Source organism: Micromonospora craniellae, assembly GCF_014764405.1.
In the GTDB taxonomy this organism is placed as follows: domain Bacteria; phylum Actinomycetota; class Actinomycetes; order Mycobacteriales; family Micromonosporaceae; genus Micromonospora; species Micromonospora craniellae.
This window is the reverse complement of sequence record NZ_CP061725.1, coordinates 1,199,209-1,222,102: the sequence shown is the minus strand read 5'-3', so window position 1 is coordinate 1,222,102 and position 22,894 is coordinate 1,199,209. Positions and strand designations below refer to the sequence as shown.

17 protein-coding genes are annotated in these 22,894 nt (G+C 73.2%); 13 read left to right on the top strand and 4 right to left on the bottom strand.

Annotated features, from left to right (window positions below):
- The first annotated feature begins 33 nt into the window (after positions 1-33).
- The 10 genes from mnmA to ID554_RS32925 all read left to right on the top strand — a co-directional run bounded on the left by mnmA (position 34) and on the right by ID554_RS32925 (position 13,235).
- Positions 34-1,107: a tRNA 2-thiouridine(34) synthase MnmA gene (gene mnmA / locus ID554_RS05585; protein WP_117229626.1), complete on the top strand. Its 1,074-nt coding sequence runs from the start codon at positions 34-36 to the stop codon at positions 1,105-1,107.
- A 16-nt stretch (positions 1,108-1,123) separates the two neighbouring features.
- A complete protein-coding gene (locus ID554_RS05580) occupies positions 1,124-2,125 on the top strand; it encodes a methionine synthase (RefSeq protein ID WP_117229590.1) in 1,002 nt (333 codons plus the stop codon).
- 38 nt (positions 2,126-2,163) lie between these two features.
- Positions 2,164-3,168, top strand: coding sequence for an ADP-ribosylglycohydrolase family protein (locus ID554_RS05575; protein WP_117229625.1), 1,005 nt, complete (start codon positions 2,164-2,166; stop codon positions 3,166-3,168).
- Between the two features lie 86 nt (positions 3,169-3,254).
- Positions 3,255-5,390 carry an NAD-dependent DNA ligase LigA gene (ligA, locus tag ID554_RS05570; RefSeq protein WP_117229624.1) on the top strand — a complete coding sequence of 712 codons (2,136 nt, stop codon included), beginning with the start codon at positions 3,255-3,257 and terminating at the stop codon, positions 5,388-5,390.
- 159 nt (positions 5,391-5,549) lie between these two features.
- Positions 5,550-7,964 (top strand): putative bifunctional diguanylate cyclase/phosphodiesterase, encoded by a 2,415-nt coding sequence (locus ID554_RS05565; protein ID WP_117229589.1) that lies wholly within the window; start codon positions 5,550-5,552, stop codon positions 7,962-7,964.
- A 187-nt stretch (positions 7,965-8,151) separates the two neighbouring features.
- A complete protein-coding gene (gatC, locus tag ID554_RS05560) occupies positions 8,152-8,457 on the top strand; it encodes an Asp-tRNA(Asn)/Glu-tRNA(Gln) amidotransferase subunit GatC (RefSeq protein WP_088995614.1) in 306 nt (101 codons plus the stop codon).
- Positions 8,454-9,929, top strand: coding sequence for an Asp-tRNA(Asn)/Glu-tRNA(Gln) amidotransferase subunit GatA (gatA, locus tag ID554_RS05555; protein WP_117229588.1), 1,476 nt, complete (start codon positions 8,454-8,456; stop codon positions 9,927-9,929). Before gatC ends, gatA begins: the two co-directional genes overlap by 4 nt.
- A 304-nt stretch (positions 9,930-10,233) precedes the next feature.
- A complete protein-coding gene (locus tag ID554_RS05550) occupies positions 10,234-11,367 on the top strand; it encodes a putative Ig domain-containing protein (protein WP_223884626.1) in 1,134 nt (377 codons plus the stop codon).
- 97 nt (positions 11,368-11,464) lie between these two features.
- Positions 11,465-12,958 (top strand): Asp-tRNA(Asn)/Glu-tRNA(Gln) amidotransferase subunit GatB, encoded by a 1,494-nt coding sequence (gatB, locus tag ID554_RS05545; protein ID WP_117229586.1) that lies wholly within the window; start codon positions 11,465-11,467, stop codon positions 12,956-12,958.
- Between the two features lies 1 nt (position 12,959).
- Complete coding sequence (locus ID554_RS32925; RefSeq protein WP_396888579.1) at positions 12,960-13,235, top strand: hypothetical protein; 276 nt, start codon at positions 12,960-12,962, stop codon at positions 13,233-13,235.
- A 337-nt stretch (positions 13,236-13,572) separates the two neighbouring features.
- Here the strand turns inward: ID554_RS32925 and ID554_RS05535 are convergent, their stop codons facing one another.
- Both ID554_RS05535 and ID554_RS05530 read right to left on the bottom strand, forming a co-directional pair.
- Positions 13,573-15,165: a metallophosphoesterase family protein gene (locus ID554_RS05535; RefSeq protein ID WP_117229585.1), complete on the bottom strand. Its 1,593-nt coding sequence runs from the start codon at positions 15,163-15,165 to the stop codon at positions 13,573-13,575.
- A gap of 66 nt (positions 15,166-15,231) precedes the next feature.
- Positions 15,232-16,395, bottom strand: coding sequence for a PQQ-dependent sugar dehydrogenase (locus ID554_RS05530; protein WP_117229584.1), 1,164 nt, complete (start codon positions 16,393-16,395; stop codon positions 15,232-15,234).
- Positions 16,396-16,489: 94 nt separating this feature from the next.
- Between ID554_RS05530 and ID554_RS05525 the strand changes: the two genes are divergently transcribed.
- Positions 16,490-17,416 (top strand): 2-hydroxyacid dehydrogenase, encoded by a 927-nt coding sequence (locus ID554_RS05525; RefSeq protein WP_117229583.1) that lies wholly within the window; start codon positions 16,490-16,492, stop codon positions 17,414-17,416.
- Here the strand turns inward: ID554_RS05525 and ID554_RS05520 are convergent.
- A complete protein-coding gene (locus tag ID554_RS05520) occupies positions 17,410-17,787 on the bottom strand; it encodes a PH domain-containing protein (RefSeq protein WP_117229582.1) in 378 nt (125 codons plus the stop codon). The genes ID554_RS05525 and ID554_RS05520 overlap by 7 nt on opposite strands.
- A 203-nt stretch (positions 17,788-17,990) precedes the next feature.
- On the opposite strand from ID554_RS05520, the gene ID554_RS05515 reads away from it, so the two are divergent.
- Entirely contained in the window at positions 17,991-20,246 is a 2,256-nt protein-coding gene (locus ID554_RS05515) for a GGDEF domain-containing phosphodiesterase (RefSeq protein WP_117229581.1), read from the top strand.
- 22 nt (positions 20,247-20,268) lie between these two features.
- Here the strand turns inward: ID554_RS05515 and ID554_RS05510 are convergent, their stop codons facing one another.
- The gene (locus ID554_RS05510) at positions 20,269-21,291 is read right to left on the bottom strand and encodes a LacI family DNA-binding transcriptional regulator (protein WP_117229580.1); all 1,023 of its coding nucleotides are present in this window, start codon (positions 21,289-21,291) and stop codon (positions 20,269-20,271) included.
- A 295-nt stretch (positions 21,292-21,586) separates the two neighbouring features.
- Here ID554_RS05510 and ID554_RS05505 point away from each other — a divergent pair, with 295 nt between their 5' ends.
- Entirely contained in the window at positions 21,587-22,858 is a 1,272-nt protein-coding gene (locus tag ID554_RS05505; protein WP_117229579.1) for an ABC transporter substrate-binding protein, read from the top strand.
- Positions 22,859-22,894: the final 36 nt, after the last annotated feature.

The following is a 22,894-nucleotide window of genomic DNA, read 5'->3' as shown; positions in this document are numbered from 1 at the left end:
GATAGGCTCGGTGGGGAAGGGAGCGTGGTCCGGGTGAGGGTGTTGGCGGCGATGTCCGGCGGTGTGGATTCCGCCGTGGCGGCGGCGCGGGCGGTGCAGGCCGGTCACGACGTGACCGGCGTGCACCTGGCGCTGGCCCGCAATCCGCAGACCTACCGCACCGGTGCGCGGGGCTGCTGCACCCTGGAGGACTCCCGGGACGCGCGGCGGGCCGCCGACGTGTTGGGCATCCCGTTCTACGTGTGGGACATGGCCGACCGGTTCCACGCCGACGTGGTCGACGACTTCGTGGCCGAGTACGCCGCCGGGCGTACCCCCAATCCGTGCCTGCGCTGCAACGAGAAGATCAAGTTCGCCGCGGTGCTGGACCGGGCGGTCGCCCTGGGCTTCGACGCCGTGGTCACCGGCCACCACGCCCGGCTCGGCCCGGACGGCCTGCTGCGGCGCAGCGTCGACGTGGCCAAGGACCAGTCGTACGTGCTGGCCGTGCTCACCCGCGCGCAGTTGGACCGCTCGATCTTCCCGCTCGGCGACTCGACGAAGGCGCAGGTCCGGCAGGAGGCCGCCGACCGGGGACTGGCGGTGGCCGACAAGCCCGACTCGCACGACATCTGCTTCATCGCCGACGGCGATACCCGGGGCTTCCTGGCCCAGCGGCTCGGCGAGGCGCCCGGCGACGTGGTCGACGCCACCACCGGTGCGGTGGTGGGCCGGCACGCCGGCGCGTACGCGTACACCGTCGGCCAGCGGCGTGGCCTGCACCTGGACCGCCCGGCCCCGGACGGCCGACCCCGCTACGTGCTCTCCATCACGCCGACGACCAACACGGTGGCCGTCGGGCCGGCCGAGGCGCTGGAGGTCGCCGAGGTGCGGGCCGCCACCCCGGTCTGGACCGGCGGCCCGCGCCCCGCCGGCCCGATCGAGTGCGAGGTGCAGTTGCGGGCGCACGGCGTCGTGGTGCCGGCCGAGGTCACCGTGGACGGCGACGGCCTCCGCGCCGACCTGCGGCAGCCGGTCCGGGGCGTCGCGGCCGGCCAGGCGATCGTCGCCTACCGCCCCGACCCGGCCGGTGACATCGTGCTCGGCTCCGCCACCATCACCGACTGACCGGTACCCTTCGGCGGTGAGTGATCAGGTTTGGCCGTGGCCTGCCGGCGCGGCGACCGGCATCGGATCGCTGCCCGGCACCGACATCGCCGAGGCGCAGCGGATCGTCCTCGGTGAACTGCCCGCCCTGCCCCACCTGCCGGAGCTGCCGGCCCGTGGCCCGGGCGCGGACATGATCGGCCGCGGCGCCGGCCTGTTGGTCGAGTTGCCGGTGGAGCTGTACGCCGCGCGCTGGCGGGTGGCCCTGCGCCCCGGCCGGGACCTGCGCCGGGCGCGGGACCTGATGGAACGCGACCTCGACCAACTCGCCGAGCAGGCCGAGGAGTACGCCGGCCCGATCAAGGTGCAGGCACCCGGTCCGTTCACCCTCGCCGCCTCGGTGGAACTGCCGGTCGGCGGCAGGATGGTGCGCGACCCCGGTGCGGTACGCGACCTGGCCGGCTCGCTCGCCGAGGGGCTCCGCGCGCACGTGGCGGCGGTGGCCCGCCGGGTACCCCGCGCCTCCGTCCTGCTCCAGGTGGACGAACCGTCGCTGCCGGCGGTGCTGGCCGGCCGGGTGCCCACCGAGAGCGGCTTCGGCACGTACCGGGCGGTGCAGCCGGGGGACGCAGGTGCGCTGCTGGCCACGGTGATCGAGGCGGTCGGCGTACCGACCGTGGTGCACTGCTGCGCCCCGGACGTACCGCTGCACCTGATCCGCTCCACCGGCGCCGTCGGTGTCGCCCTCGCCCTGGACCTGGTCACCGACCTCGATGCGCTGGGCGAGGCGATCGACGCCGGGCTGGGCCTGCTCGCCGGCGCCGCGCCGGGCACCGCGTCGGCCGGTCGCGCGCCGACCTCGGCCCAGGTCGCCGACCGGGTCCGCACCCTCTGGGACCGGCTCGGTTTCCCCCGTCGCCGGCTCGCCGAGCAGGTGGTCGTCACACCCGCCTGCGGCCTGGCCGGCGCCCCCCCGGCACACGCCCGCGCGGTCCTGTCCGCCTGCCGCGACGCGGGGCGTCGGCTCGCCGAGGAGTGAGGTTTCGCCGGCCCGCCCGAGCAGGCATGATCGTCTTCATGATCAGCCCTGTGCACGGGCGGGCCGCCGGCTCGCTGTTCGGACTCGCCTACGGTGACGCCCTGGGCAGGCCCGCCGAGTTCCTCACCGTGACCGAGATCGAGGAACGGTACGGCCCCACCGGCCCCCGGGACCTGGTGGGCGACCCCGCGTTGGTCACCGACGACACCCAGATGGCGCTCGCGGTCGGCTGGGCGTTGCACGACGCGCCCGCGTACACGCCCGAGGCGGTCGAGCCGCTGCTGAGGCAGCGCTTCCTGGCCTGGGCGGCCAGCCCGGACAACAACCGCGCGCCCGGGATGACCTGCCTGCGGGCCTGTGCCGAGCTGTCCGGTGGGCTGCCCTGGCAGCAGGTCACCCAGGCCGGCTCGAAGGGCTGCGGGGCGAACATGCGGGTCACCCCGGTCGGGCTGCTCGACGTCGACCTCGACACCTTCGCCGGGCTGGCCCAGCTCCAGGCCGGGCTGACCCACGGGCACCCGACCGGCCTGGCGGCCAGCGAGCTGACCGCGTACGCGGTGCGGTTGCTGGCCGAGGGCACCGCGATCGCCGAACTGCCCGGCCTGCTCGCCGCGCGGGCCCGGGACCAACGTCGGACCTACCGGGCCGACTGGCTCGGCGACCTGTGGCAACGCCCGGGAGTACGGACGCCGCAGGAGTTCATCGCCCGGGGCTGGGACGAGTGCCTGCGGGCGCTGGCCCGGCTCGACGCGGCGATCGCCGCTCCCGACGACGGCGGTGACCCGTGCCGGCTGACCGGCGAGGGGTGGATCGCCGAGGAGGCCCTGGCGACCGCGCTCTACTGCGCCGTCCGGCACGTCGACGACCCGGTCGGTGCGCTCGCCCGGGGTGCCCGGACCGCCGGTGACTCCGACTCGATCGCCGCCCTGGCCGGGGCCTTCGTCGGTGCCGCCGTGGGGGCCGCCGCCTGGCCCGCCGACTGGGCCGGTCGCATCGAGTACGCCGACCAGCTCACCGCCCTCGCCGCCGCCTGGCAGCGCTGACCGGCGGCGGAACCGGAGGGGTTGTCGGCGAACTGTCCGACCCGCCGGATACCGTGCCGGGGTACCCATCACAGGAGGTCGCGGGGTTGTCCGAGCAAGCCATCGACCAGCAGGTCAGCGCGGCGCAGGAGGCGGCGGCCGGCGCCGAGCCCACCCCGCAGGCGCGGGAACGGCACGCCACGCTGAGCCAGGAGCTGACCGAGCACCAGTACCGCTACTACGTGCTCGACGCGCCGACCGTCTCGGACGCCGAGTTCGACCGGCAACTGCGGGAGCTGGAAGCGTTGGAGGAGGAGTTTCCGGCGCTGCGCACCCCGGATTCGCCGACCCAACGTGTCGGCGGCACCTTCTCCACCGACTTCGCCCCGGTCGCGCACGCGGAACGGATGATGTCGCTGGACAACGCGTTCGCCGACGAGGAGCTGGCGGCGTGGGCCGAGCGGGTCGAGCGGGACGCGGGCGGCCCGGTGCCCTACCTGTGCGAGCTGAAGGTCGACGGGCTGGCGATCAACCTCACCTACGAGTCGGGTCGGCTGGTGCGGGCGGCGACCCGGGGCGACGGCCGCATCGGCGAGGACGTCACCGCCAACGTGCGCAGCATCCGGGACGTGCCCACCCGGCTGACCGACTCGGCGGAGTTCGGGCCGGTCTCCGAGCTGATCGAGGTACGCGGGGAGATCTACTTCCCGGTCGAGGCCTTCGCCGACCTGAACGCGGGCCTGGTCGAGCAGGGCAAGGCGCCGTTCGCCAACCCGCGTAACGCCGCCGCCGGCAGCCTGCGGCAGAAGGACCCGCGGATCACCGCGTCCCGACCGCTGCGCCTGGTGGTGCACGGCATCGGTGCCCGGCGCGGCTTCCAGCCGGCCACCCAGTCCGAGTCGTACTCGGCGTTGCGGGCCTGGGGGCTGCCCACCAGCGACCGCTGGCGGGTGGTGTCCGACCTGGCCGGCGTCCGGGACTTCATCGCGCACTACGCCGCGCACCGGCACGACGTGGAACACGAGATCGACGGCGTGGTGGTCAAGGTCGACCCGGTGCCGATCCAGGGGCGGCTCGGCTCGACCAGCCGGGCACCCCGCTGGGCGATCGCCTTCAAGTACCCACCCGAGGAGGTCAACACCAGCCTGCTCGACATCGAGGTCGAGGTGGGACGGACCGGTCGGGTCACGCCCCGGGCGCTGCTCCAGCCGGTGAAGGTGGCCGGCTCCACCGTCGCGTACGCGACCCTGCACAACGCCCGCGAGGTGGAGCGCAAGGGGGTGCTGATCGGCGACACGGTGGTGATCCGTAAGGCCGGCGACGTGATCCCCGAGGTGCTCGGCCCGGTGGTCGAGCTGCGCCCGCCCGACGCCCGGGCGTTCGTCATGCCCACCACCTGCCCGGCCTGCGGCACCCCGCTCGCCCCGGCGAAGGAGGGCGACGTCGACATCCGCTGCCCCAACTCGCGCAGTTGCCCGGCGCAGTTGCGCGAGCGGGTCTACCACCTGGCCGGGCGCAAGGTGTTCGACATCGAGGCGCTCGGCTACAAGAGCGCCGCCGCGCTGCTCGACGCGCAGGTGATCACCGACGAGGGTGACCTGTTCTCGCTCGACGCCGAGCAGTTGGCCCGCTCGCCGTTCTTCGTCAACAAGGACGGCAGCCTCGGCAGCAACGCCGTCAAGCTGCTCGACAACCTCGCCGTCGCCAAGGAACGCGAGCTGTGGCGGGTGCTGGTGGCGCTCTCCATCCGGCACGTCGGGCCGACCGCCGCGCAGGCGCTCGCCCGGCACTTCCGGTCGATCGAGGCGATCGATGCCGCGTCGGAGGAGGAACTGTCCTCCGTCGACGGTGTCGGGCCGACCATCGCCGCGAGCATCCGGGAGTGGCTCGCCGTCGACTGGCACCGCGAGGTGATCCGCAAGTGGGCCGACGCGGGTGTCCGGATGGCCGAGGAGGCGCAGGGGGAGGGCCCACGACCGCTGGAGGGGGTGACCGTGGTGGTCACCGGCACGCTGGCCGGCTACTCGCGAGACCAGGCCGCCGAGGCGATCCAGTCCCGGGGCGGCAAGGTCAGCGGCTCGGTGTCGAAGAAGACCGGTTTCGTGGTGGTCGGCGACAATCCAGGATCCAAGGCGGACAAGGCGGCCGGCCTGAAGGTGCCGATCCTCGACGAGGAGGGCTTCCGGGTGCTGCTCGACTCCGGGGCGGACGCGGCCCGCGCGGTGGCCCGCGTCGAGGAGTAAGGCGGCACTTGCCGATCTTGCGGTTACTCGTCCGGATACCAACTTAATTACGACTACGACCGATTTGCGGCTGTCGTACCTGGTTTCCGGTCGTCGGGGGCGTTTCATTGGGGACACGGCGCGTGGACCCACGCGTCGCGTCCTGTAACGGGAGGTGTGATGGAGCCGCCCGATCCGCGCAACCTCGTCCCGCCCGGGCGCACCGCGCCGTTCTCGGTCTTCGTGGGCGGCGTGCTGGCCGTGGCCGTGCTGCTCTCCGTCGGGCCACTGGTCTCGCTCGCCGGAACGCTGTCGGAGCTGCCGGCCGCGTTCTGGACGATGGCCGTGCTCGCCGTCGCCTGCGACGCGCGCCCGTTCCTGCCGCCCGGTCGTCGGCCCTCCTCGTCCGCGGTCTTCCCGTCGACCTGCTTCACCTTCGCCATCCTGCTCGGCTGGGGTCTCGGCCCGGCGGTCGCGGTGCAGGCGGTCGCCGTGCTGGTCTCCGGAGCCCGGATGCGGCACGCCCCCTGGCGGGTCGCCTTCAACGCCGGGCAGTACGCCTGCTCGCTGGCCGCCGCGTACGCCGTCACCCGGCTCGGGCCGGGCGGCATCTTCGACGGCGGCGGTCTGGGGTGGACCGACATCGCCGCGATCGGCGGCGCCGGGGTGGCCTGGTTCCTGGTCAACTACGGGCTGGTCACCACGGCCGTCCGGCTGCGCTTCGGCGAGCGGTGGTGGCCCAACGCCCGGCACGGCCTGCCGTTCGAACTGCTCTCCACCGGCTCCCTGCTGTTGCTCGCACCGGTGCTGGTCACCGCCGCGCGGGCCAGTGCGGCCCTGGTCCCGCTGGTGCTGGTGCCGCTGTTCGCGGTGTACCGGATGGCCCGGCTCACCGTCGAGCAGCGCCAACTCGCCGCCCTCGACCCACTGACCGGGCTGCCCAACCGCAAGGCGCTGCTCAGCGAGGTCAACGAGCAGGTGCACCGGCACGCCGAGCGCGCCGCACGCGGTGAGCCCGGTGCCCACCTGGCCCTGCTCCTGATCGACCTGGACCGTTTCAAGAACGTCAACGACGCCCTCGGGCACGCTGTCGGCGACCGCCTGCTGGTCGAGGTGAGCGCCCGGCTGACCGACCTCGTGCCCGCACCGGACATGGTGGTCCGCCTCGGCGGTGACGAGTTCGCGATCGTGATGACCGGGGTGGACGACGTCACCGAGGCCCGGGCGTTGGCCGACCAGGTGGTGCGGGTCCTCGCCGAGCCGGTGCCGCTGGACGGGCTGCCGCTGGAGGTCGGCGGCTCCATCGGCATCGCCCTGTACCCGGAGCACGGCGAGGACTTCGCCACCCTGATGCGCCACGCCGACGTGGCCATGTACGACGCCAAGCACCGCAATGGCACGGTCGCCGTCTACACCGCCGAGTCCGACCACAACTCCGCCGAGCGGCTGGGCCTGCTGGCCGACCTGCGCCGGGTGTTGGACGCTGGCCCGGCGGGCCGGTCCGCCGGTGCCCCGGGCGACGCGCCGGTGGTACGGGGCGGGGACGGGGCGGCGTTGACCGCGACCCCGGCGGTGCCGCAGCGCGGCGGGTGGTTCCGTCGGCGTCGCCGACCCCCGGCGATCGCGCCCGACGACGAACTGATCGCCCGGATCGTCGCCGGCGCGGACCCGATCCTGCGCCGTACCGTCCAGCCCGGCGACCCGGCGGCGGTCCCCGGCGAGCCGTGGTCCGGACCGGCCGGCGCCCACCGGCCGGGTGACGAGGTCGTGCCCTCCACCGGTGCCGCGTTCGGCGGCGATCCGTCCGGGGACGCGGGCGAGATCATGATGTATTACCAGCCGCAGATCGCCATCGCCACCGGCGAGGTGGTCGGGGTCGAGGCGCTGCTGCGCTGGCGGCACCCCCGCCGGGGCATGGTCGACCCGGAGGAGCTGATCCGGGTCGCCGAGCAGAGCGCCGTGATGCGCCTGCTCACCCGTCGGGTGGTGGACGACGTGGTCGAACAGTTGGCCAAGTGGTCGGCGGCGGGCCTGGGCCTGCGGGCGGCGCTCAACGTCAGCGTGCGCGACCTGCACACCGGCGAGATCGCCGACCAGATCGCCGACCGGTTGACCCGCTACGGCGTGGTGCCGGAACGGCTGCAACTGGAGATCACCGAGGGCGCGTTGATGGCCGATCCGCGCCGGGTGCTGACCACGATCACCCGGTTACACCGGATCGGGGTCGGCATCGCGCTCGACGACTTCGGCACCGGCTACTCCTCGCTGCAACACCTTCGCCGGCTGCCGCTGTCGGAGGTGAAGGTCGACCGGTCCTTCGTTCTCGGGATGACCGAGGACTCCGACGACGCGGCGATCGTCCGGTCGACGATCGGACTGGCCAAGGCGCTGGGGTTGCGGGTGGTCGCCGAGGGCGTGGAGGACGAGAAGACCTGGCGGATGCTGCACGCGGCCGGGTGTGACGCGGCACAGGGCTGGTTCTACGCCCGGCCGATGCCGGCCGAGGAACTGGTGGCCTGGCTGGCCCGCTACCGCCCGCTGCGCCCGCTCGGCGGCCACGACGAGCCGGACGTACCCCGCCGCAGCCCTCGGTGACCCGCCGCCGGACCCGCCGCACACCGCCCGTCGGGCGGGGCGTCCGGTCGGCGGACCGGACGCCCCGGGGAGCCGGGGGCGGCGGGCCGGGCGCGGAACAATAGACTCGCTGCGGTCACCGCGCGCCGCCTCGTGCGCCGCGTTGGTGGGCGTAGGCAGACGCAGGACAGCCACGAAGGGGGCACCGATGGCCGCCATCTCCCGCGAGGAGGTCGCGCACCTGGCGCGACTGTCGCGGCTCGCCGTGACGGAGGAGGAGCTGGACACCTTCGCCGGCCAGCTCGACGTGATCCTCCAGGCGGTCGCCCAGGTGGGCGAGGTCGCCGCCGCGGACATCCCGCCGACCTCGCACTCGGTGCCGCTGACCAACGTGCTCCGCGAGGACGTCGTGACGCCGTGCCTGACCCCCGAGGAGGCGCTGTCCGGCGCGCCCGACGCAGAGGAGCAGCGGTTCCGCGTACCACGGATTCTGGACGAGGATGTGGCGTCATGACCGACTTGACCAGACTCACCGCCACCGAGATCGCCGGGCTGGTCGCCTCGGGCGAGACCTCGGCGGTCGAGGTGACCTCGGCGCACCTGGACCGGATCGCCGCGGTCGACGACCGGGTGCACGCCTTCCTGCACGTCGACACCGAGGGTGCGCTCGCCGCCGCCCGCGAGGTGGACGCCCGGCGGGCCGCCGGAGCGGAGCTGGGCCCGCTGGCCGGAGTGCCGGTCGCGGTCAAGGACGTGCTCACCACCCGGGGCGTACCGACCACGGTCGGCTCGAAGGTCCTGGAGGGCTGGCGCCCGCCGTACGACTCGACGATCGTGGAGCGGCTGCGCGCCGCCGGCACGGTCATGCTCGGCAAGACCAACATGGACGAGTTCGCCATGGGCTCCTCCACGGAGTACTCGGCGTACGGGCCGACCCGCAACCCGTGGGACACCGAGCGGATCCCGGGCGGCTCCGGCGGAGGCAGCGCGGCGGCGCTGGCCGCGTACGAGGCGCCGCTGGCGATCGGCTCGGACACCGGCGGCTCGATCCGCCAGCCGGGCGCGGTCACCGGCACCGTCGGCGCCAAACCGACCTACGGCAGCACCTCCCGGTACGGCCTGGTGGCCTTCTCCTCCTCGCTGGACACACCCGGCCCGTGCGCGCGCACCGTCCTCGACGCCGCGCTGCTGCACGAGGCGATCGGCGGCCACGACCCGCGTGACTCCACCTCCATCCCGGCGCCGGTGCCGGGCGTGGTGGCCGCCGCGAAGCTCGGCGCGACCGGCGACCTGACCGGGGTCCGTCTCGGCATCGTCTCCGAGTTCGTCGGCGAGGGCGCCGAGCCGGGCGTGATGGCCGCCTTCAACGAGGCCGTCGACACGCTGACGAAGCTGGGCGCGGAGACCGTCGAGATCTCCTGCCCGCACTTCAAGTACGCGCTGCCGGCCTACTACCTGATCGCGCCGAGCGAGTGCTCCTCCAACCTGGCCCGCTTCGACGGGGTCCGGTTCGGTCTGCGAATCGGCGACGACGGCAACCGGTCGCTGGAGGAGGTCATGTCGCTGACCCGGGAGGCTGGCTTCGGCCCCGAGGTCAAGCGGCGCATCATGCTCGGCACGTACGCGTTGTCGTCGGGCTACTACGACGCGTACTACGGGCAGGCGCAGAAGGTCCGTACGCTGATCACCCGCGACTTCACCGCCGCGTTCGAGCGGGTCGACGCGCTGATCTCGCCGACCACGCCGTTCGTGGCCTTCCCGCTGGGCGCGCGTACCTCCGACCCGTACCAGATGTATCTGGCGGACCTGTACACCATCCCGACCAACCTGTACGGCGGCCCGGGCATCTCGGTGCCGTGCGGCCTCTCCGACGGGCTGCCGGTCGGGTTGCAGGTGATGGCCCCGACGATGGCCGACGACCGGATGTACCGGGTGGCCGCCGCGCTGGAGAGCGCGGTCGGCACCCTCACGCCGCCGGTGCTGTGAGGTAGGCGGGATGCTGACGCGATCAGCACATGCGTGGCGATGTGGCCGATCTCTTTCATCGCCCCATCGAGGGGCCTCCGGTCGATGAGATGTCATTCGCGCCGAGCGTGATCGAGCGTCGGAACGAGTCCGACCTGGCCGTGACCTCGGTGACACGAGGTCACCGTTCGGACTCATAGCGCGTGGTGACGTGCGTGGGTTGGATAGAGTTCGAGCCGCTGGCGAAACGCAAGCATTGGCTTACTAGCCGACTGGAACTGCGATGAAGACGCTGCGGCCGATCACGATTGTCTCGGTGCTCACGATGCTGCTGATCGGTGTCGCCGCGCCCGCTGCCGCAGAACCGGCCGTCGTCGATCCGGTGATCGTGGATCCGGTGATCGTGGATCCGGCGGTCGTCACCATCACCGTCACCTCCGCCCCGCCGCCGTCCGGGGTGACCGCCTACGAGCCGTACCCGGGCCACACCTTCACCGCCACCGGCGACGAGGAGATCCGCATCTCGCTGGTCGCCGGTGCGATCCCGCCGGGTCTCGCGCTGTCGTCGGCCGGCACCCTGACCGGTACGCCCACCGTGGCCGGCCGCTTCGCCTTCACCGTCCGGGCCACCGGCGCACCGAGCGGGGAGACCGCCGACCACCAGGTGACCGTGGTGGTGGTGCAGCCGGTCGTCACCGTGACGTCGCCGGAGCCGGTCTCGCCCTGGTACGTCGGGCAGGTCTATCCGACGTACCGGTTCACCGTCTCGGGCGGCACCGCCCCGCACACCGTCTCGCTGGCGTCGGGCTCGCTGCCGCCGGGTCTGTCGCTCTCCTCGGCCGGTGTCCTCGCCGGTTTCCCGAGCCAGGCCGGACGTCACCGCTTCGGGCTGCTGGTGACCGACGCGAACGGCTTCCAGGGGCAGCAGGACGTCACGCTGGTGATCGCCACGGCGGCGGCCGTCATCACCTCGGCCGAGCCGCCGCTCGGCACGGCCGGACAGGCGTACTCGTTCCGGTTCACCGCCGAGGGCGACTCCGACATCCGGTTCGGGCTGGCCGCCGGGGCGCTGCCGGACGGGCTCGTGCTCGACCCGGACGGCGTGCTCAGCGGCACCCCGACCGTCGCCGGCTCCTTCGACTTTACGATCTTGGCCACCGGCACCGCCACCAGCGACACCGATGAGGTGTCGCTGGTCGTCTACCCCGATCCGACGGCCACCCCGTCGGCCTCGCCGACCCCCACCGAGCAGTCGACCGCGTACCCGACCGCGCCGTCGCAGAGCCCGACGCCGGCCGCCGCCGCACCGTCGCCGTCCCGGACGACCGGGGCCTGGCTGCCGGTCACCGGGGAGAACTCGGCCCTGGTGCTGATGCTCCTCGGCGTCGTGGCGTTCAGCATCGGCGGCATCCTGCTCGTGGTGGCGTACCGCCGTCGGCAGAGGTTCACCGCGGGGTGACGCCCGACCGAGGCCAGGCGGGGGGAGCGGCTAGGCTGGGCGGCGTTGTGTCCGGATGCCGGCGCGGGCCGGCTACCGCCCGAAAGCTGGAGTTCTCATGACCACGACGCTGCCCGCGTACGACGAGGTCGTCGCGCGATTCGAGCCGGTGATCGGCCTGGAGACCCACGTCGAGCTGGGCACGAACACGAAGATGTTCTGCGGCTGCCCGACCGACTTCGGTGGCGAGCCCAACACCCGGGTCTGTCCGGTCTGCCTGGGCCTACCCGGCTCGCTGCCGGTGGCCAACAAGGCGGCCATCGAGGCGACCATCCGGATCGGCCTGGCGCTGAACTGCTCTATCGCGCAGTGGTGCCGGTTCGCCCGGAAGAACTACTTCTATCCCGACATGCCGAAGAACTTCCAGATCAGCCAGTACGACGAGCCGCTCTGTGTGGACGGCTACCTGGACGTCGAGGTGAACGGCGAGACGGTGCGGATCGGCATCGAGCGGGTGCACCTGGAGGAGGACACCGGCAAGACGCTGCACGTGGGCGGCGCCACCGGCCGGATCCACGGCGCGACCGAGTCGCTCGTCGACTACAACCGGGCCGGCATCCCGCTGGTGGAGATCGTCACCAAGCCGATCCCGGGCACCGGCGCGCTCGCCCCCGAGGTGGCCCGGGCGTACGTCACCGAGCTGCGGGACGTGCTGCGCTCGCTCGGCGTCTCCGACGTGCGGATGGAGGAGGGGTCGCTGCGGTGTGACGTGAACACGTCGTTGAACCTGCCCGGCGAGGAGTGGGGCACCCGCACCGAGACCAAGAACGTCAACTCGCTGCGGTCGGTCGAGCGGGCGGTGCGTTCGGAGATGCTGCGGCAGGCGTCGGTGCTGGACGCGGGCGGACGGATCACCCAGGAGACCCGGCACTTCCACGAGGACACCGGGGACACCACCCCGGGCCGGTCCAAGGAGACCGCCACCGACTACCGCTACTTCCCCGAGCCGGACCTGGTGCCGCTCGCGCCGGACACCGCCTGGGTGGCCGAGCTGAAGGCGGCCCTGCCGGAACTGCCCCGGTTGCACCGGCGTCGCCTCCAGCAGGCGTGGGGACTCTCCGACCTGGACATGCAGTCGGTGCTCAACGCCGGTGCGGTGGAGCTGATCGAGGCCACCGTCGCCGCCGGCGCCACCCCGGCCGCCGCCCGCAAGTGGTGGCTGGGCGAGCTGTCCCGGCGGGCCAACGAGACCGGTGTGGAGCTGGCCGACGTGGGTGCCACCCCGGGGCAGGTCGCCGAGCTCCAGGGGCTGGTCGACGCCGGCAAGCTCAACGACAAGCTGGCCCGTACGGTGCTGGAGGGCGTGGTCGCAGGCGAGGGCACGCCCACCCAGATCATGGCCAACCGGAACCTGGAGGTCGTCTCCGACACCGGTGCGCTGACCGCCGCGGTGGACGAGGCGATCGCCGCCAACCCCGACATCGCCGACAAGGTGCGCAGCGGCAAGGTCGCCGCGGCCGGCGCGCTGGTCGGCGCGGTCATGAAGACCACGCGCGGGCAGGCCGACGCCAAGACCGTCCGCGAGCTGATCCTGGAGCGCCTCGGCGCCTGAGGTGTACCTGCTCGGCAACCTGGACCGGTCGTACCTGACCACGCTGGGCGCCCGGGGCGGGTTGCAGTCGTACCCGTCGCGGACGAAGGACCCGGACAGGGTGGACGGAGAGCCCCGGGGGCAGCACATCGAGCTGGGCATCTCCGAGATGAACCTGTTCCTGCTGCTCGGCCAGCGCGGGCTGGACGCGTTCCTCTACGGCGTCACCCTCGCCCCGGAGGGCGGCGCGCACAGTCCACCATCACCGCCAGCGTGGGGCTGGAACTGCCGGGCGTGACCTTCGTCGAGCGTCGACGCGCCGACGGTGCAACTGGCCGCCTCGGGCGCGGTCCTGCCCGAGGTGCTCGCCGCGCGTGGCAGCGCACCCTGCGGCAGGGCGTACGCACCGCCACCGTGCCCAGCGTGCCGGGCGCTGACCTGTGCCGGTGTTGTTGGGGGTGAGCGACGCGAATCGGACTCGTGCCGTCAGTTCGGAACGCCGGTCGGTGCCTGTCCCTGTCGCTCCACGCCGGGGTAGGCGTGCGTGCGTAGGCCGGGGTATCGGGTTCGGGCCCTTTCGAGCTGACGGCGTCGACGGATCGTGCAGGCCGCCGTCGGCAGGTCGGTCGCGCTCGTCAGCGGGTCGGTGTCGGGGTGGGGCTGAGCGTCGGTGGCAGCAGCGGGGTCGGCGGCTGCACCACGGTACGTTCCAGGTTCACCTGCGCCTGTCCGGTGCCGCCGACGGTGATGTCGTCGTACGCCTGGAGCTGCTTGTCCTGGTCGAAGTAGAGGACGGTCATCGCCAGCGGGGTCGGCTCCTCGCCCTCCAGGCCACGTAGCCCGGCGCCGCCGGTGGAGCCCTGCACCATCAGCGTGGTCGGCTGCTCGCCCGGCACCTCGGGCAGCGTGTTCACCCGCCGGTCGTGGGTGTGACCGGCGAGCACCAGCGGGCAGGTGCCGGAGAGCGGACCGGCCGAAGCCGGGTCGTGCACCAGCGCTATGTCCACCGGTCGCGGGGAGCTTCGGATCGTGGCGGCGAGCGTTTCGCCGCTGTCGATCAGTATGTCGGCGGTGGACGGGTTGAGCCCGCCGCTCGCCGGTGAGGTGCTCTTGTCCGGGGTGAAGCGGGGATCGCCGATACCGGCGATGGTCAGCCCGGCGACCGTCACGGTGGTGTTGTCCACCACGATCGCGTTCGGCTGGCGGGCCACCGCCGCAGCGGTACGCGGGGAGTCGTGGTTGCCCCGGATGAAGACGTACGGCTTCTCCAGCAGGCTGATCGAGCCGACGTAGGAGGCCTCCGGCTCGCTGCCCCAGTCGGTGATGTCGCCGGTGTCGATCACGACGTCGATGCCGAACTGCTCGGTCACCGTCCGGATCAGCTGCCAGGCGGCCGGGCCGAGATGCAGGTCGGAGATGTGCAACACCCGGGTGGTGCCGGGCTCCGGCTCGTACACCGGCAGCGCCGACACGGTGGTGTAGAGCTGGGTGACGTTGCCGATGAGCCGCTGGAGCTGCTCGGCGTACCGGCCGTAGTCGTCGGCGATCTTGCGTACGTCGCCGACGATCGCCGGGGCGTTGACCAGCAGCCCTTCGTACGTGGGCTCCTCGATCGCCTGCGGCCGGACGGTGGCCGCTGCGGTGCCGAGGCTGCCCGCGCTGATCGCCAGCGCCAGCGCGCCGGCCCAGGCCGCCCGCCGGGTGTCCCGGAACGCCAGCAGCGCCAGCACCAGCGTGGCCAGCACGGTCGCGCCGACGGTACGCAGTCCGAGCCGCAGCACGCCCTCGCGTACGTCGTCGACGGCCGACTGGGTGGCCCGGTTGATGCTGGCAGGGTCGTCGATCAGGGCCTCGGTGCGGCCCTGGTCCAGCGCGCCCAGCTCCACGGTCAGCCGGGTCGGCCCGTCGTGGCTGTCCAGCAGCAGCGCGCCCAGCGGCGGGATGTCGACGGTGGTGCTGCCGTTGACCGAGGGCGAAACGGACAGCCGGGCCTGGAACGGGCCGATGTCGGTGCTGACGTGCCCGCCGGCGAGCAACCCGAGCAGCACCCCGGTCAGCGTGACGACCAGCAGCGCCAGGCCGGCCCCTATCCGGCGCAGCCCGCTGCGCCGCCCGGCGCGGGGCGAACCGGCGGCGGCCCGCCGCAGCGAGACGAAGCGACGCGGGCGACCGGTCGGGTCGTTCCCGTCCGGATCGCGGTGCGGCTTCTCGTTCTCGTGATCGTCCATACTGAGATTCTGACCTGCCCGGTTGAGGATCTTGGCAAACCCGAGGTGCTGCGTGTCGAGAGTGCCTCAGCTGCGGCCAGCGCCGCCACCTGCGAAAACAAGCCGCAACAAGCGGTCATCCTCGGGTGTTGGTCGGCCCCGCCCATCGTGGTTGGAGGTGCCCACCCAGAACGAGCCGTCCGGTGCCGCGGCGATCGCCCGCAGCCGCCCGTACTTCTCGGTGAGCAGCGCCTGCGGCTGCCCGAGCACGGTGCCGGTGTCGGTCAGCTCGACCAGCCAGAGGCGCTGCCCGCGCAGGCAGGCGGTGGCCAGCAGCCGCTCGCTCGCGGCCAGGCCGGAGCAGGACGCCTCGTCGGTCGACCACTGCACGATCGGGTCCACGAACTCCTTGTCGCCGCCGCGTCCCTCGACCTCGGGCCAGCCGTAGTTCTTGCCCTTGGCCACCTGGTTGATCTCGTCCCAGGTGTTCTGGCCGAACTCCACCGCGTACATCCGGTCGCCGGCCCAGGCGATGCCCTGCACGTTGCGGTGGCCGAGGGACCAGACCGGGGAGTTCGGGAAGGGGTTGCCGGGCGCCGGCTTGCCCTCCGTGGTGATCCGCAGGATCTTGCCGCCGAGCTCCTCGGCGTCCTGGGACTGGTCGGTGTCCCCGGCGTCGCCGGTGCTGGCGTAGAGCCGGCCGTCCGGGCCGAACGCCAGGCCGCCGCCGTTGTGGACGCCCGCCTTGGGGATGCCGGTGAGGATCGGGGTGGGCTTCTCTCCCAGCCGCATCCGGGCGATCCGGTTGTCCCGTTCGGCGGTGTAGTAGACGAAGACCGTGCGGTCCTGCGCGAACTCCGGCGACGCGGCGATGCCCAGCAGGCCGCCCTCGCCCGAGGCGACCACGTCGTCGACCGTCTGCACCTCGGTGATCCGCAGGCCGTCCGGGCTCGACTCCGGGCCGACCTGGACGATCCGGCCGCTGTCGCGTTCGGTGACCAGCGCTCCGCCGTCAGGCAGGAAGGCGATACCCCACGGCACCCGCAGCCCCCGCGCCAGCACGGTGGCCACCACCTCCTGGCCGCCGCCCGCAGCGCTGGCCGACGGGGTCGGCAGGTTGGGTGGCCGGCCGGCCGGGTCCGGTTCCGGCTCGCCGAGACTGCAACCGGTGGCCGCGAGCAGCAGCGCCGTGCAGGAGGCCGCGAGGAACCCGCGGACCCGGCGGGCGGGAGAGTACGGGGGAACGCTCACCCGCCCGAGCCTAGCCCGCCGTGCCGGCCGGCGTGGAGGTCGGCGGCCCCCCGCCCCAGCAGCGGTACGGACGACGGGTCTATCGTCGGCTGGCGTGAAGGTATGGATCCCGCACGAGACCGGTCACGCCCTGCTCGGCGAGCTGCCAGCGCAGATCACCGTCGAGACGATGGAGGACCTGGCGAGGCCGCCCTCGTCGGCTGCCGGTGTCCGGTTCTGGGTGCCACCCTTCCTCGCCACCCGCGAGATCGTCCCGTTCGCGCACGAGCTGCCGGACCTGGCGGTGGTGCAACTGCTCTCGGCCGGCGCGGACGCCTGGGTCGGCCGCGTGCCGGACGGGGTGGTGCTCTGCGACGCCCGGGGTGTGCACGACCCGTCCACCGCCGAGTGGGTGGTCACCGCGATCCTGGCCCGCCTGCGGGCCTTCCCGGAGATGATCCGCGCCCAGGCCGAGCGCCGGTGGGCGTACGACGAGGTGGCGCCCACCGACGAGCTGGCCGGCAAGCGGGTCCTGATCATCGGGGCCGGTTCGATCGGCACCGCCGTGCGGGACCGGCTCGCGCCGTTCGAGGTGGAGTTCACCCTGGTCGCCCGGACGGCCCGTGCCGCACAGGGGGTGCACGGCGTGGACGAGCTGCCCGGACTGCTGCCGCACGCCGACGTGGTGGTGCTGCTGGTCCCGCTGACCCCGCAGACCCGGGGCCTGGTCGACGAGAAGTTCCTCGCCGCGATGCCGGACGGCGCGCTGCTGGTGAACGCCGCCCGGGGGCCGGTGGCTCGCATCGACGCGTTGCTCGCCGAGCTGTCCACCGGACGGATCTCCGCCGCGCTGGACGTCACCGACCCGGAGCCGCTGCCCGCCGACCACCCGCTCTGGGAGCTGCCCAACGTGCTGATCACCCCGCACGTGGCCGGCTCGGTACGCGGGCTGCTGCCCCGGGCGTACCGGCTGGTCGGCGAGCAGATCCGCCGCTTCGCCGCCGGTGAGCGGCCGGAGAACGTGGTGGTCGACGGCTACTGAGCCACCTCGGGCCCGCCCCGGCCGGCCGCCGCCACCAGCCGGGGAAGGTCCTCGCGGCGCACCGCGGGCAGCATGAGCTGCTCACCGTCGTCGAGCCGGGCGCGCGCCCGGCCCCGGGGGTCGGCGCCTAGCTCGACCACCTGGTCCCAGGGGATCCGGCGCTGACCGGCCAGCGCGCGCAGACGCAGCCCGGCGAGGTCGGCGTCGGTGCCGGCCCGCCACGCCCAGACCGCCACCGCCAGCGGCAGCAGCAACACCGGCAGTAGGTAGGCGCGGGCGCTGGCCAGCGGCAGGGAGCCGAGCGTGGCGACGATCGCCGCCACCAGGATGGCCTGGTTGTGCCGGAACCGGGTGGTGTCGGAGCGAGCCATGTCCCGATGATCGCACCAGGCCGGATGCCGTCCGCACCGGGTCGTCCCCACCGCCGCGCCCGGAACACGTGACCTGACTCACTGTCGAGTGACCGTCACCGCCGACGAACTGGGTCGTTCATCGATGTTGGGCGGCGGATTTCACCTGCCGCCGCCCGCGCACCGCCGCACCGCCCCCGTGCCCCCTCACGAAGGCGACCGTCGTGCCCGTCGCGTCTGTGTTCCGAGCCGCCCCGTTCCGTGCCGGCGTCCGCTCTCCGTTCCTGCCGGAGTCCGGCGTACTCGCGCTGGTCGCGATGCTGGTCGTGGCCGGTGTGGCCGGTGCGGTCCCGCCCCTGGCGGTGGTGGCGCTCGCCGGTGCGGCCGGCTCCACGCTGGCGGGAGTCCGCCTGTCCCGGCTCGCCACCGGCACCGACGTGCCGTCCGGCGACGGCGGCCGGCTGGCCCGCCGTCGCGCGGCCCGCCCCCGTCGCGCCGCCGCCCTGCTGCACGGCGCCGTGGTGGCCGCCGGCCTGACCGCCGCGGTGTTGCCGCTGGCCTCGGTGAGCCATCGGCCGGCAGCGGCGCTGATCGGTCTCGTCGGCACCGCCGCCCTGTTCGCCGGCGGCCTGTCGAGCCTGCCCCGACCGCCGCGACCGCCGTGGCGGGTCCGGCTGCTGCGGGTGCTGGACGCCGCCCCGCCCGGGGTCTGGCTGGTGCTCGTCGCCTGGCTGCTGCTGCCGTACGCGGGCGCCGCACCGTCCGTTCGGCTGATCGCGGCGGTGGCGCTGAGCATGCTGGCGGTCGACGCACTGCTCGTGCTGACCGGTGCACACCGCGCGGGCGGCGGCAGCCGCTGCCGGGCCGGCGCGTCGGCCATCCTGTTCGCGCTGGTGCTGCTGGCGGTGCTGCCGGCCGCTCCGGCCGCCGGCCGGGTGGCGCTGCTGGCGGTCGGACCGCTGGTGGCCGGGGTTCTGCTGGTCGCCGCCGGGATGCGGCGGGTGGTGCGGTCCGGGCCCGAACCGGAGGCCCGGGCCGCCCGGGTCTGGCCGCTGGTGGTGGTCCCGGCGGTGGCGGTGGTGCTCGCCGTCGTCCACCAACTGCACGCTGGCCTTCTGCTGGATCACACGTCGGTCCTGCTCGCGCTCGCCGCAGTGCCTCCGCTGGTGGCGCGGGAACTGGTCCGAGGTGCTGCGGCACCGGACCCGACGAGGCCGACCTCGGCGCCACCGGGGCCGGAGCCGGTGACCGTCGAGGGCCGTGGCCCGGACGGCCGGGCCGGTCTGCTGCGGGCGCTGGCGGCGGGGCCGGACCACGGCGCCCTGCTGGTGGTGGACCTGCACCTGACCGAGTTGTCCGGAGTGGCCCTGCGCGACGACGTGGCGGCCGAGGCGGTGCGCCGGGCGCGCGCCGTGGCCGCCGACGACGAGGTGTTCGACCTGGCCGGCAGCGGACTGGCGGTGGTCACCGGTGCCGGGCCGATGCTGGCCTACGCGCTGGGAAGCCGCCTGATCACCGAGTTGCGGCGGCCGTACGAGGTGGCCGGTGCGGTATTGCGCTCGCGACCCAGCGTCGGGCTGGCCGAACTGGCTCCCGGCCGCCCGGAGGACGTGCTGCGGCAGGCCGATCTCGCCCGGCGGCGCGCCGCCCAACTCGGCCGGGAACGCGTCGAGTGGTACGACGCCTACCTGGAGGAACAACTGGTCCGCCGGCTGGACCTGGAACGGGAACTGCCGGGCGCGGTCGCCCGGGGCGAGCTGGACCTGGTGTACCAGCCGGTGGTCGACCTGGCCGATCGTTCGCCGGTCGGCACCGAGGCGCTGCTGCGTTGGCGCAGCCCGGTGCTCGGCACGGTGTTCCCGGCGGAGTTGCTGCCGGTGGCCGAGGACCTCGACATGGTGGGCGAGCTGGGCGTCTGGGTGCTGGACCGGGCCTGCCGGCAGTTGGCGCACTGGTCCGGCGGCGGTCGGCGGCTCTGGATGTCGATCAATGTCACCACCCGGGAACTGACCTCGCCGGACTTCGTGCCGCGCACGGCGGCCGTGCTGGACGCGTACGGGGTGGGGCCGGACCAACTCGTGGTGGAGGTGGCTGAGCCCCGGGTGGGAGCCGAACTGTCCACCGTGGTGGCCCGGCTGGCCGGTCTGCGGTCGATGGGCATCCGGACCGCCCTGGACGACTTCCGGGCCGCGCACGCCTCCCTGGCCCAACTGCGGCGGCTCCCCATCGACCTGCTCAAGGTCGGTCCGGAGTCGGTGGTCGCGAGCGGAGATCCGGCCGGTCCGCTGCTGGACGTGGTGGTCACCGTCGCCGACCGGTTGGGTTTGGAGGTGGTCGCCGAGGGCCTGGAGTCCGCCCACCAGGTCGACGGGGCACAGCGTGCCGGATGCCGTTACGGCCAGGGCTTCGAACTGGCCCGCCCGGCGACCGCGGAGCGGGTGGAGGCGTACTTCGAGGAGTTCCCGTCCACATCCCGATGACGATGGATGCGGCTTAACCGGTTCACGAGCGAGGCGGGGGTGGGCCGGTGCTGCCGCGCGGGGTCAGGTGCGCGGTCTCGTCCTCGATCACGACCGCGGGAGCGCCCTCGATCAGGTGGAGCAGATGCCGGGCGGCGTGCGCGCCGTACGCCGGGATGTCCCGGCCCAGCGCGGTCAGCGGCGGGTGCACCAGCCGGCACAGCGGGGAGTCGTCCCACGCCACGATGGACAGCTCGGTGGGGACGGTGAGCCCCATCTCCTGGGCCACCGACAGCCCGGCGATGGCCATCACGTCGTTGTCGTAGATCACCGCGGTCGGCCGGATCCGGGAGCTGAGCAACCGGCGGGTGGCCCGCGCGCCCTCCTCGCCGGTGTAGTCGGAGGAGACCGTCACCGCCTCGGCCAGCCCCAGGCGCTGGCAGACCTCACCGAACGCCCGGGTGCGGGTCGCCGTGTGCAGCAGGTCGGGTAGGCCGCCGACCCGGGCTATCCGCCGGTGTCCCAGGGCGTACAGGTACTCCACGGTCTCCACCAGCGCCGCCGCGTCGTCGGACCAGATGCTGGTCAGCCGGCCGGTGCCCGACGGCCCGCCGATCACCACGGCGGGCAGTCGCAACTCCTCCAGCACCGGTACCCGCCGGTCGTCGGTGCGCAGGTCGCAGACGAGTACGCCGTCGACGCGCCGTTCGCCCCACCACCGCCGGTAGACCGTGATCTCCGCGTCCTGGTCGGCCACCACCTGGAGGGTCAGCGCGTACGAGCGGGCGGAGAGCTCCGCCTCGACCCCACTGATCAGCTCCATGAAGAACGGCTCGATGCCCAGCGTCCGCGCCGGTCGGGCCAGGATCAGCCCGATCGCCCGGGCGGTGGCGCCGGAGAGCGCCCGGGCGGCGCTGCTCGGGCTGAACCCGATCTCGGCAGCGATGGCGAGGATGCGTCGCCGGGTCGCCTCGGAGACCCCCGGCTGCCCGTTGAGCGCATAGGACACCGCGCCCTTGGAGACCCCCGCCCGCCGGGCGACGTCCGCGATGGTGGGCCGCTTCACCGGCGTACGTCCTCCTGGTCGCTCTGCCTGCCCGCCGCGCGCGGGGGCGCGGGCGTCGTGCACCAACGCTACCGGTCGTCCGCCGCCGTCCCGGGGGTGGTTGGTCGCTGTGGCGCCGGCACCTCTCGGGCGCTGTCACTTGCTCGGTTCAGCCGCCGGGATGGTTACCGGAAGTACCAGTCCGTAACGCGCCGTTGACACCGCCTGGGTGCGCCCTTACGGTGGCCTCACTTATCCGGTTCAGTCGACGTTCCTCAATCTCGGGAGCGTTCCCAGCCTGGTTGGAGGAGGGGTCATGAGACGGTCCACGCCCAGGTGGCTGCGGGTCGCAGCCGTGGGTCTGGCGGTCGGTTCGCTCGTCGTCGCGTGCAGCGGACGCAGCACCACCGGCGGCTCCGACGGTGAGGTCACCCTGACGATCAACTTTTGGGGCGACTTCGGCCTGCAGGACCTCAAGACGAAGTACGAGGCGGACCACCCCAACGTCAAGATCGCCCTGAACTCGGGCGAGTACAACGCCCAGCACGAGGACCTACAGAAGAAGCTCATCGCCGGCTCCGGCGCCCCCGACATCGCCGCGATCGACGAGGGATTCATCGTCCAGTTCCGCAGCCAGGCCGACAAGTTCGTCAACCTGCTCGACAAGGACGCGGGCAGGTACGAGACCAACTACCTGCCGTGGAAGTGGAAGCAGTCGCTCTCCGCCGACGGCACCACCCAGATCGGCCTCGGCACCGACGTCGGCGGCCTGGCCATGTGCTACCGCACGGACCTCTTCGCGGCTGCCGAGCTGCCCACCGCGCGTGACCAGGTCTCCGCGCTCTGGCCCACCTGGGAGAAGTTCCTGGAGGTCGGCCAGGGATACACCGCCAAGACCGGCAAGAAGTTCGTCGACAACGCCACCAACCTGTTCAACCCGATCCTCGGTCAGCAGCCGGTCGGCTTCTATGACGAGAGCGAGCAGTTGCAGATGGCGGGCGGCCCCAAGGTCGCCTTCGACTTCGCCGTCAAGGCGGCGGACGCCGGCCTCTCCGCGAACCTCACCAGCTTCCAGGCCGACTGGGACAAGGGCTTCACCAGCGGCGCGTTCGCCGTGCTGCCCTGCCCGGCGTGGATGCTCGGGCACATCCAGAACACCGCACCCGGCACCAAGGGCAAGTGGGACATCGCCGCGGTGCCCGGCGGTGGCGGCAACTGGGGCGGCTCCTTCCTCACTGTCCCCAAGCAGGGCCGCAACGTGTACGAGGCGTACAAGTTCGTGGAGTGGCTGATCCAGCCGGAGCAGCAGATCGAGGTCTTCAAGAAGGTCGGCAACCTGCCGTCGCAGCCCGCCCTCTACAGCGACCCGGCGATTGCCGAATACCAGAACGAGTTCTTCAGCTCCGCGCCGGTCGGCCAGATCTTCCCCAGGATGGCGGAGGGCCTCACGCCGCAGTACTTCGGCCGGAAGAACGGGCCTACCCGGGTCGCGGTGGAGAACGTCATCAACCGGGTGCAGAACGGCACGCTCACACCGGACGCGGCCTGGGCCGAGGCGATCAAGGAAGCCGGGAAGGCCAGCAGGTAACGCCGCGCGAGTGGCGCGGGCACGCCCGCGCCACTC